General features: G+C 45.2%; 7 protein-coding genes, 2 tRNA genes, 1 rRNA gene, 1 pseudogene and 3 other annotated features. Of the genes and pseudogenes, 3 read left to right on the forward strand and 8 right to left on the reverse strand.

The annotated features are described in order from the left end of the window. Window positions 1-136 precede the first annotated feature (136 nt). Window positions 137-501: a sequence feature (23S ribosomal RNA rRNA prediction is too short), on the reverse strand. Between the two features lie 14 nt (window positions 502-515). Continuing rightward, window positions 516-1,239: a sequence feature (23S ribosomal RNA rRNA prediction is too short), on the reverse strand. Window positions 1,240-1,246: 7 nt separating this feature from the next. Continuing rightward, window positions 1,247-1,777, reverse strand: a sequence feature (23S ribosomal RNA rRNA prediction is too short). A gap of 8 nt (window positions 1,778-1,785) precedes the next feature. Next, window positions 1,786-1,971, forward strand: coding sequence for a hypothetical protein (locus TOL9009_RS45670; protein WP_144238240.1), 186 nt, complete (start codon window positions 1,786-1,788; stop codon window positions 1,969-1,971). Here TOL9009_RS45670 and TOL9009_RS0114705 read toward each other — a convergent pair. From TOL9009_RS0114705 to argS, 5 genes and pseudogenes are all read right to left on the reverse strand, one after another. Next, window positions 1,959-2,034, reverse strand: a tRNA-Ala gene (locus TOL9009_RS0114705). The genes TOL9009_RS45670 and TOL9009_RS0114705 overlap by 13 nt on opposite strands. Before the next feature lie 69 nt (window positions 2,035-2,103). Beyond that, window positions 2,104-2,177 (reverse strand) — tRNA-Ile (locus TOL9009_RS0114710). A 122-nt stretch (window positions 2,178-2,299) separates the two neighbouring features. Continuing rightward, window positions 2,300-3,788, reverse strand: a 16S ribosomal RNA gene (locus TOL9009_RS0114715). Window positions 3,789-4,222: 434 nt separating this feature from the next. Then, window positions 4,223-4,512 (reverse strand): annotated as a pseudogene (locus TOL9009_RS0114720) (IS630 family transposase); the annotation flags it as partial. A gap of 621 nt (window positions 4,513-5,133) precedes the next feature. Beyond that, the gene (gene argS, locus TOL9009_RS0114730) at window positions 5,134-6,903 is read right to left on the reverse strand and encodes an arginine--tRNA ligase (protein ID WP_029633480.1); all 1,770 of its coding nucleotides are present in this window, start codon (window positions 6,901-6,903) and stop codon (window positions 5,134-5,136) included. A gap of 780 nt (window positions 6,904-7,683) precedes the next feature. Between argS and cysH the strand changes: the two genes are divergently transcribed. Further along, window positions 7,684-8,412, forward strand: a complete 729-nt coding sequence (cysH, locus tag TOL9009_RS0114740) for a phosphoadenosine phosphosulfate reductase (RefSeq protein WP_029633481.1) — start codon at window positions 7,684-7,686, stop codon at window positions 8,410-8,412. A gap of 150 nt (window positions 8,413-8,562) precedes the next feature. Here cysH and TOL9009_RS0114745 read toward each other — a convergent pair whose 3' ends face one another. The 3 genes from TOL9009_RS0114745 to TOL9009_RS0114755 form a co-directional block, all read right to left on the reverse strand. Further along, entirely contained in the window at window positions 8,563-8,835 is a 273-nt protein-coding gene (locus tag TOL9009_RS0114745) for a GlsB/YeaQ/YmgE family stress response membrane protein (RefSeq protein ID WP_029633482.1), read from the reverse strand. Between the two features lie 226 nt (window positions 8,836-9,061). Continuing rightward, the gene (locus TOL9009_RS47320; protein WP_199341418.1) at window positions 9,062-9,406 is read right to left on the reverse strand and encodes a hypothetical protein; all 345 of its coding nucleotides are present in this window, start codon (window positions 9,404-9,406) and stop codon (window positions 9,062-9,064) included. A gap of 9 nt (window positions 9,407-9,415) precedes the next feature. Next, window positions 9,416-10,318: an ADP-ribosylglycohydrolase family protein gene (locus TOL9009_RS0114755; RefSeq protein WP_063628689.1), complete on the reverse strand. Its 903-nt coding sequence runs from the start codon at window positions 10,316-10,318 to the stop codon at window positions 9,416-9,418. A gap of 100 nt (window positions 10,319-10,418) precedes the next feature. On the opposite strand from TOL9009_RS0114755, the gene TOL9009_RS0114760 reads away from it, so the two are divergent. After that, window positions 10,419-11,123: a Uma2 family endonuclease gene (locus TOL9009_RS0114760; RefSeq protein ID WP_029633485.1), complete on the forward strand. Its 705-nt coding sequence runs from the start codon at window positions 10,419-10,421 to the stop codon at window positions 11,121-11,123. The last annotated feature ends 46 nt before the right edge of the window (window positions 11,124-11,169 follow it).

An 11,169-nucleotide genomic window follows, 5' to 3' on the forward strand; every position in this document is an offset into this window, starting at 1 on the left:
GAGTTTGCGGAGACCTGTGTTTTTGGTAAACAGTCGCCTGGATCTCTTCACTGCGACCCACTTGTGACAGTGGGCACCCCTTCTTCCGAAGTTACGGGGCCATTTTGCCGAGTTCCTTAGAGAGAGTTATCTCGCGCCCCTTAGTATTCTCAACCACCCTACCTGTGTCGGTTTCGGGTACAGGTCAATTGAATTTAACGTGGTTAGAGCTTTTCTTGGAAGTCAGACTATGCCACTTCCCCGACGTATCGGGTCGTACTCCGGTCTTGGCTCGAATCGTTTTCACCGACTCTCAACACCTTAACCCTTGAACCGGTAACCAACATCCGGCTGACATTTGCCTCCTCCGTCCCTCTGCACAAATTCAATTGAGTACGGGATTATTCACCCGTTGTCCATCGACTACGCCGTTCGACCTCGCCTTAGGACCTGACTAACCCAGAGGGGACGAACCTGGCTCTGGAACCCTTAGGGTTTCGGGGTATTGGATTCTCACCAATATTTGCGCTACTCAAGCCGACATTCTCACTTCCGTTTCGTCCACACCTGCTCGCCGCTAGTGCTTCTACCTAATACGGAACGCTCCCCTACCGATATTTTTTACATATCCCACAGCTTCGGTACATCGCTTAGCCCCGTTCATTTTCGGCGCGAGAGCGCTTGACTAGTGAGCTATTACGCACTCATTATAGGGTGGCTGCTTCTAGGCAAACCTCCTAGTTGTCTGTGCACTCTCACCTCCTTTATCACTTAGCGATGATTTGGGGACCTTAGCTGGTGGTCTGGGCTGTTTCCCTCTTGACAATGAAGCTTATCCCCCACTGTCTGTCTGGCAATGTGTGCATCTGGTATTCAGAGTTTGTCTCGATTTGGTACCGGTCTCCCAGCCCGCACCGAAACAGTGCTTTACCCCCAGACTATAATCATTACCGCTGCGCCTAAACACATTTCGGGGAGAACCAGCTAGCTCCTGGTTCGATTGGCATTTCACCCCTAACCACACCTCATCCGCCGATTTTTCAACATCGGTCGGTGCGGACCTCCACTTGGTGTTACCCAAGCTTCATCCTGGACATGGTTAGATCACCAGGGTTCGGGTCTATAAACACTGATATAACGCCCTATTCAGACTCGGTTTCCCTGTGGCTGCGGCTATATACGCCTTAACCTACCAGTGCCTATAAGTCGCCGGCTCATTCTTCAACAGGCACGCGGTCATCCGTTGAATCGGACTTCCACTGCTTGTAAGCTAACGGTTTCATGTTCTATTTCACTCCCCATTTGGGGTTCTTTTCACCTTTCCCTCGCGGTACTGGTTCACTATCGGTCACGCAGTAGTATTTAGCCTTACGAGATGGTCCTCGCTGATTCACATGGGATTCCTCGTGCCCCATGCTACTCGGGATACAGCTACTATCCGGGCAGTTTTCAATTACAGGACTTTCACCTTCTCTGGTGCAGTATTTCGCTGCTTCGTCTAACCTCCGGATTCGACAATGCTGTCCCACTACCCCAAAAAGTAAACTTTTTGGTTTAGGCTTTTCCCCGTTCGCTCACCACTACTTAGGGAATCTCTATTGATTTCTCTTCCTCCAGCTACTAAGATGTTTCAGTTCGCTGGGTTGGCTCTTACCTATCTATATATTCAATAGGTAGTACTTGGGGTTGCCCCATTCGGAAATCTCCGGCTCAATGTTTGCTTCCAACTCCCCGGAGCATATCGTCGGTAACCACGTCCTTCATCGCCTCTGCGTGCCTAGGTATCCACCGTTAGCCCTTATTAGCTTGACCAATAAAACAATTGGTAACATTAATCCAAACACGACTCAAATTATCTCTGTGTCTGTGTCTGCTATCTTATTCGCTTCACTATGCAGTTTTCAAGGTTCTATCGCTGGAAATATATCCAGCAGTCTGGCTCGTTTTGCTCAGTTGCTGAATTTTCCTTTATCTACTACTGGTGGAGGTTAGCGGACTCGAACCGCTGACATCCTGCTTGCAAAGCAGGCGCTCTACCAACTGAGCTAAACCCCCAGAGTCAAGTGAAAAATTAAAAGTTCAAAGTAAGAATACTTTTGACTTTTCTGTTTTTACTTGTTCAGGTGGGCCATCCTGGACTCGAACCAGGGACCTCACCCTTATCAGGGGTGCGCTCTAACCACCTGAGCTAATAGCCCAATTCCGAACCAAAATATAGTTTGAAAGATACATTACAACTGTCGCGACCGACCTTAAGGATGACCAACTCAATATCTAATTACTACAAAGTTTTCGATATCTGAGTGGGTAGGTCTCCTTTAAAGGAGGTGATCCAGCCACACCTTCCGGTACGGCTACCTTGTTACGACTTCACCCCAGTCACCAGTCCTGCCTTAGGCATCCCCCCCCCGAAGGTTGGGGTAATGACTTCGGGCACTACCAGCTTCCATGGTGTGACGGGCGGTGTGTACAAGGCCCGGGAACGAATTCACTGCAGTATGCTGACCTGCAATTACTAGCGATTCCTCCTTCACGCAGGCGAGTTGCAGCCTGCGATCTGAACTGAGCTACGGTTTATGAGATTAGCATCACATCGCTGTGTAGCTGCCCTTTGTCCGTAGCATTGTAGTACGTGTGTAGCCCAGAACGTAAGGGGCATGCTGACTTGACGTCATCCCCACCTTCCTCCGGTTTGTCACCGGCAGTCTCTCTAGAGTGCCCAACTTAATGATGGCAACTAAAAACGAGGGTTGCGCTCGTTGCGGGACTTAACCCAACATCTCACGACACGAGCTGACGACAGCCATGCACCACCTGTGTTCGCGCTCCCGAAGGCACTCCCTGCTTTCACAGGGATTCGCGACATGTCAAGTCCTGGTAAGGTTCTTCGCGTTGCATCGAATTAAACCACATACTCCACCGCTTGTGCGGGCCCCCGTCAATTCCTTTGAGTTTCACAGTTGCCTGCGTACTCCCCAGGCGGGATACTTAACGCGTTAGCTACGGCACGGCTCGGGTCGATACAAGCCACGCCTAGTATCCATCGTTTACGGCTAGGACTACTGGGGTATCTAATCCCATTCGCTCCCCTAGCTTTCGTCCCTCAGTGTCAGTTGCGGCCTAGCAGAGCGCTTTCGCCACCGGTGTTCTTCCTGATCTCTACGCATTTCACCGCTACACCAGGAATTCCCTCTGCCCCGAACGCACTCTAGCCTTGTAGTTTCCACTGCCTTTATGAGGTTAAGCCTCACTATTTAACAGCAGACTTACAAAGCCACCTGCGGACGCTTTACGCCCAATCATTCCGGATAACGCTTGCATCCTCCGTATTACCGCGGCTGCTGGCACGGAGTTAGCCGATGCTTATTCCTCAGGTACCGTCATTGTGTTCTTCCCTGAGAAAAGAGGTTTACAACCCAAGAGCCTTCCTCCCTCACGCGGTATTGCTCCGTCAGGCTTTCGCCCATTGCGGAAAATTCCCCACTGCTGCCTCCCGTAGGAGTCTGGGCCGTGTCTCAGTCCCAGTGTGGCTGATCATCCTCTCAGACCAGCTACTGATCGTCGCCTAGGTGCGCTCTTACCACACCTACTAGCTAATCAGACGCGAGCTCATCTCCAGGCTATAAATATTTCACATTGCTGCACATTCGGTATTAGCCACCGTTTCCAGTGGTTGTCCCGAACCTGAAGGCAGATTCTCACGCGTTACTCACCCGTCCGCCACTAAGTACCGAAGTACTCCGTTCGACTTGCATGTGTTAAGCATACCGCCAGCGTTCATCCTGAGCCAGGATCAAACTCTCCGTTTTGGATTGTTTCTTAGCTCTAATAACTGACTGCTCTTTTATAACCTCAGTCTGGTTTTTTATTTGACTGACGCGTACAAGTTGTTTTATACTTGCTTTCAAACTATAATATTTTCATGGTTCGGTCTCCTTCTGAGTCCGCTTTTTGGCGCTCGCTCTTCCGGCACTTATTCAATATAGCGAGTCCACTCTTTCTTGTCAACTCTTTTCTCAAATTATTTTTTGAGCTTTTTTTGTTGTTACTTGAAACTGTTGTGATTAAAGCGTTTCAGCCTATAGTGTTGCTCCCAGTCTAGAAGGCAAGTAATAAAGTTGTTAGCAAGTTTGATGTTTCACGGCTGTAAGTGTTGTTAGCTCAGCTGTTGCGTGAGTGTTTATTAAAGGATGTTGTTCGAGAACTGACCTGATTTGAACGTTAATCTCGACACTAGTAGACCTTAATCACTAAAAACTGGGTACAGGCGTTTGAGTTTTGTTCTGGCGTCTGCGGTGGTAAATCGCCAGTCAATTTTGGTTTGAGCGTTGTTTCGATGGGTGTTCCAAGCGCGTAATTCGGTTTGGAAAGTGCAATATCTGGGATGCGTTTGTGGAGGGACTGGCATGTAAGGGCGGCAAGTTCGATTTCCGCCATATTTAGCCATGAACCATGTTTAGGCGTGTGATGGATTTCAAGGCGATTGAGGAGACATCTTGCCTGTTCTGGCTGAAAGGTATTGTAGAGTGCGGCTTTCTTTCAGGAAATCGCCGTCTTGCTCTGGCAAAATGACTCAACACTCCCGTAAATGGCAGGGCTGTTTCATTCGACAAGGTACGTATTTTGTCAATATGATTGGCGATAAATATCAGGGCAAAAGTCATGAATTCGTGACCAAATTGAAGCCTAAAATTAAATGCCAAGCTTATTTTTCATCTCCTGAACCCTTGAAGAGTGCGAGCCTTTTAGGGAATGAAACAGCCCTGCCGTAAATGGGGCTTGAGTTTTTTTTAGCTCCTCATGGATCGTGTAGGCTGTGCAGTGCGGCACGATGTTCAGTTCCACCACACGGATCGCTCTTCTGTTGCAACGTCCAAGGGGCACGCCAGAAGGACGGAGTGCTACACGCCAGCGCAATCAGTCGCGCTTCTCAGCTTGATGCAAGAAAATCAGCTTCAGAGATTTCAACAGCGCGTTTTTAAGTAAAGCAATACTCTTATCATCACGATCGCATAAGCCAATCTCTTCAGCCGTAAAATTAGTCTCGGAAGTAGCAAGAATGATTGCTTCATTTCATTCTTACCTCTTCATACAGTGACTATTTACAAATTTATCTTGGGTTGACGTGAGAAAATTTTAAAGCCATTGGAACATCTACATCCTTTCCAATACCTCAATTCCCAACAATGAAAGTCCCAGTTTCAGGGTTTTAGCAGTCAAATCGCATAGCACTAACCGAGATGTCCGCAACGGTTCTTCTGCCTGCAACACTCTTACCCCACGATCGCGATCGTAAAACAAATTGAACTTCTGGCTTAGTTGAAATAAATACTCGCACAAACGATTCGGTAATAAATCTTGCTCAATAGGACTAATAACTTCATCCAACTGCAATATATGCTTTGCCAAGGTTATTTCTGTTTCGTGCTGCAATAAAACTTTCGCATTGTCTCCTAACTGCTCAAAGTTAATCCCACCCTTGCGGCTAATTCCCTGAATCCGCGCATAAGCATACAACATATAAGGTGCTGTATTACCTTGCAGAGCCAGCATTTTTTCATAGCTAAAGATGTAGTTGCTGGTACGGTTTTGGCTGAGATCGGCATATTTAACCGCGCTGATACCAACTACCTCAGCAACTTTGTTGATGAATTCTTCAGTTTCTTCACGCTTGTCTTCTTGTAATCTTTTTTCTAGGTCAGCACGGGCATGAGCGATCGCACCATCCAACAAGTCCTGCAATCTTACCGCATCCCCAGACCGAGTTTTTAACTTCTGACCATCTTCACCCAACACTAAACCAAAGGGTACATGGACAAATTCCATATTATCTGTAATCCAACCAGATCGCCGTCCCACTTGAAAAATCTGGGCAAAATGATTAGCCTGTTCTGCACCAACTGGATAAATCACCCTTTGAGCTTTATCTACATTAACCCGATAACGAATTGCGGCTAAATCCGTAGCTGCATAATTATAACCCCCATCCGACTTTTGCACAATTAAAGGTAGAGGTTCACCATCCCTATTTGTAAAACCTTCGAGAAAAACGCATTTGGCTCCTTGATTTTCTACCAATAGCCCCAGTTTTTCCAACTCTTCTACTACTTCAGGTAACAATGCATTGTAGAAGGATTCACCGCGCTCAATAAAGCGAGCAATCCCCATTAAATTGTAAATTACTTGGTACGATTTACTAGATAGTTGACAGACAATCTTCCATGATAGCAGAGTTTCTTCATCACCCGCCTGTAACTGTACCACAGCCTGTCGAGCAAGTTCTTTAAACTTGTCATCGGTATCAAACCGTTTTTTTGCCTGACGGTAAAATGAAGACAAATCTCCCAAATCTAATGTCTCATCGGTTGTCAGCGCTTCTGGGTATTCGGTTTGCAAGTAGGCTATAAGCATTCCAAACGGTGTTCCCCAGTCTCCTACATGACTAACCCGCAGTACGTCATCACCAACAAATTCTAAAATTCGGGAAATGCAATCTCCAATCACAGCTGCACGCAAATGTCCTACATGCATTTCTTTGGCTATGTTCGGACTGGGATAATCGACAATTACGCGCTTTGGGTTTTTGGTGAGTGCTATCCCCAAGCGAGGATCGGTCTGAATCCCGTTGAGTAGTACTTCCAGGTATGCTATTTTCAGTTTGAGATTGATAAAGCCAGGACCGGCAATTTCTGGAGGTTCGCAGATATCACTTACATCCAATTTGTCAAGGATACCAGAAGCGATCGCTCTTGGCTGTTGTCCTAGCTTTTTCGCTAAGGATAAGGATACGTTCGCTTGATAATCACCAAATTTAGGATTGCTTGTAGATACCAAAATTGGGTCTATTTCGGCGTATTCCTCGCCAAAAGCCGCTCCCATCGCTTGTTGAAGTTTTACTTTAAGTTGTTCTTGTGTAGCGTTCATCTTTAATTTACGGTTCTGCCAAATATCTGGCTTTTGTTTGAAGTTTGGGCTAACAATGCATTGTAAGCCTTACTTCTACTTTCAGATCCTCATGTAGTATAAGATTACATTATTTTCTTGCTGGGATGTGCAGGTGCGATTTTTATATTTACTTTTGATTCGCGATCGCTACGCCTCTAATCACGCTCTTCATTGAACAAAGGTGGACAAAGCGAGCAAAGCATAGATTTAATCTAGGTTTTTTGAATGGAAACCTAGAAAACCAACTCTGATTTCTCAGGTAATGTTTTCCTCGTCAATGTTAAGAAGGCTTGTTAGGTCAAAGACACTGACTTAACCAAATAGATCTGTTTAATCTTTGACGACAGGAGCTACAAGCTGGAAAGCACTTGTAGGTGTCATGACCTTCTTAACGTAGTCCGCTTGCGGACTGAGACTGGCTATCTGTCCAGTGGCAGTACTAGTTGTCTAGTAATGTCCACTGTTTGGTGGATAGCACTCCCAAATGATGGTAGAGTCATCAGAATTGTAGCAAGTCTGAGGGCATCCCTAGCTTTATGGTGAAACACCCAATCAGCTACATCCATCTTCTACAAATTCCTCTCTTTGCCTAGACGCTGCATGAACAACGGGGAAAAATACACACTCGCTGTGTCCTTGGCTTGTCTTCCTCGGTAGTGATTTCCGAATCTTGTAAATACCTTATTACCTACCGGGAAATGTGCCTTGATAATGTAAAATAAATCTTAAACAAGGTAAAAACAATTCAACTAAAAAAGTATGACAACCGCTTCTAAGGAATTTACAAGCAAAATTGGCGATTTTGATTTAGAGCAACTAAACAAGCAGTTTGAAACCGCGCATCCGAAAGATATTTTGGCATGGTCACAAGAGAACATCCCAACTGGACTAGTACAAACCAGTGCTTTTAACGTGGATGACTTGGTAATCACTCATATTCTTTATAGTGAACTCAAATACCCAGTCCCAGTAATATTTCTTGACACGCTGTATCACTTTCCCGAAACTTTAGAACTAGTTGCTAAAGCCAAAGAACTATACAATCTCGATCTGAAAACGTATAAAAATCCTGATGTAGATACTCGTGAAGCCTTTACAGCTAAATACGGTGAAGCACTTTGGGATAAGGATATTACTCAATTTCACCATGTAACAAAAATAGAACCTTTGCAACGTGGTTTAGACGAACTAAACACAGTTGCTTGGATTACAGGTCGTCGTCGTGACCAAGCCGTAACTCGTGCTAATATGCCTGTATTTGAATTAGATAACCAGGTGCGCCTGAAAGTTAATCCCCTGGCTGCATGGACACGCAAAGACAGCTGGGATTACGTTGCTGAACACGGCGTTATCTACAACCCCCTACACGACCAAGGTTATCCTAGCATTGGCGACGAACCCATCACCACCAAAGTAGGCGAAGGCGAAGACGAACGGGCTGGACGCTGGCGGGGTATGGGTAAAACAGAGTGTGGTATACATATTTAATGGGTAAAACAATCACGATTAATTTTTACCTGGATATATAACTAAATACTCCACTTGCTTAACGCCTGTGGAGTATTTTTATATACTTGAAATAGTAAGAGGTTAGTTACTAATCAATAAACTCTAACCACAATTCTTATTGCCATTCAACTAGGCACTGGTACGTCCAGCAATTAATCCCCAAAGGAAAATAGCAATCATAGCACCAATTACAGCAACAATTAGACCAGGAATACTGAGAGTAGCGGCAGAAAATTGTAGTGTTCCTGTCTGTAAGACAGTAACTATGGTTCCCCCAACAAAAGCGCCGATTATACCTAAAATCATTGTTGTGAGAATACCACCGCCTTGACGACCGGGGTAAATAGCTTTGGCGATCGCTCCGGCTATAAGACCCAGAATAATCCAAGCAATAATGTTCATTTTCTAGTCCATCAAGAATCTTGCTATTACTTTATCAATTAATTATCAACTTATTCTTCTATCGTAAGAGATAACTAATAAATGTTAAGAAAACTAAAGTGTTTTTATCTTTTGTAGATACTTAGGTGGTACATTATCTACTACGCAAACATTATTATCAGAATACCAAAAGTCGTAAGCTGCCTGATATATTGTCCTAACTTCCCATCTTCATTATTTCGATCTTTCACTCTGTTTGTTTGCGAAACTCAGCTATCACTTCAATCAAACCCACAATATTGTGATTAAATTTTAACAAATCTTCCGCAGGTATCCAATATTCTTGATACATCAAAGCTCCTACGGTTTTAACTGAATAGCTACTTAAAAAATCTGCCTTCACTTGGAAGCGCGTTACATAGCCAATGCCTGTATGATTCGTTGCTGCATTCCAATCGCGGGCAATTTGTACAGCGTATTCTTCGTTAAGTACTGGGTAAAAAATCGGCTGTTCTGGTAATCGCGGTGGAAACTCTCGATAACCACTTTCTCGAATCAAAGCCAGTTCGTTTGCTCCCGTAGGACGGAACAAAGTAATAGTTTATCCATCTAAGTTGGGTAAAGGTTCTCGCGCTTGCAACCACTCGGTGGGGATGCTTTCCACACCAGCAGACAGCGCAACAATACCGCCGACAATGGCGCAAGTGGTATCCCTGTCGCCTAAGCCACTCACCGTTAACCATAGTGCTTCTTCGTAGTTGTTTAGGTGTTGAGCAGCACACCATAACGAAAAAGGAACGGTATCTTGTGCAGAGATATAAGTGCCATTTCCTAATATAGCAGCGGCTGATTTTACTGAAGTTTTTTCCGATAAATCGCGAGCTTGACGTATCTTTGATTTCACCTCGGTTTCTGGGACATAAGGCAAAATAAGGTTGAGAAATTCTTCTTTACTAGGTAAAGAATCTTTTAATGCAAGTGCCAAAGCTGCTGCGATCGCTACAGCAATAGCGCCGGCGATCGCTTCCGGATGAGTGTGAGTAATTTCTGCACTTTTTCGCGCTTGGATGACAACCAAATCCAAATCGTCAGCAAAATATGCTCCCACAGGTGCAACCCGCATCGCTGCACCATTACCATAAGAACCTTGTCCGTCAAATAAACTACTGGCTACTTTTTGCCAAGGTTCGCCATTCTGTATCTTTGCGAGCAATTTGTGCATTGCCGCACCATAACCGCGATCGCGCACGTAATATTTAGCAAAGCTTTGTGCTAACTTATCTTGGTCAATTTCCCCGCATTCTCTCAGGATAGACACAATCGAAAGTGCCATCTGAGTATCGTCAGTATAATACCACGGCGATGCTGGTATGGCACGCGCTGCCACCAAACTTTCAACCACATCTGGATGCAGAAAAAAGCGCTCTCCAAAAGCATCTCCCACCGATAAACCTTCTAGGGAGCAGCACAGAGGGATAAGGTGAGGATCGTTAGTTTTTAGCACAAGTCTGTCCTTAGCTATTTAGAAGTTTTGTAGTATTAATGTAACTGATAACTGACGTTTGCTAAAGTTACAAGTATCCGGCAATTACAAGGATTGGCAAATGGTTAGAGAGTACTCACCCCAAACACAATCCAATTCGTCCCAGAGACATCTGCCTCCGCTTGAAAGTGGCGATCGCCTAACTCGTCCTGAATTTGAGCGACGTTATGCAGCTGCACCCCATATCAAGAAAGCAGAACTGATTGAAGGAATCGTTTACGTGGCATCTCCCTTAAGACATGAGCAACATGGCAAACCCCACAGTCGAATCATAACTTGGTTAGGAGTCTACCAATCACTAACTCCCGGTGTTGACTTGAGCGTTGAACCGACAGTCAGACTAGATTTAGATAACGAACCTCAGCCAGATGCAGTGCTGTTTATTGAACCAAACGCAGGCGGACAAACCCGTTTGAGCAGCGACGGTTACATTGAAGGATCTCCCGAATTGATTGTTGAAATTGCAGCGAGTAGTGTTGCGATTGATACAGGCAGTAAAAAGCAGGTTTATCGCCGTAATGGGGTGTTGGAGTACGTAATCTGGCAATCCTACGAGAATCAAATTGAATGGTTTTGCCTAACAGATGGCGATTATCGATTGCTATCTCCCGGTACAGATGGAATTATTCGCTCTCAGGTGTTTCCGGGTTTGTGGTTGGCAGTGGAGGCGCTGTTAAATAATCAGATGGTGCGAGTGTTGGAGGTGGTGCAAGCAGGATTGAAGTCACCAGAACATACTGCGTTTGTACAGCAGTTGAAGAAATAGGAATAAGCAATACTAATGATAAACCTTCTGCCTCCAGCAAAGCTGC

Origin of the sequence: [Scytonema hofmanni] UTEX 2349 (assembly GCF_000582685.1) — a bacterium.
GTDB lineage: Bacteria > Cyanobacteriota > Cyanobacteriia > Cyanobacteriales > Nostocaceae > Hassallia > Hassallia hofmanni.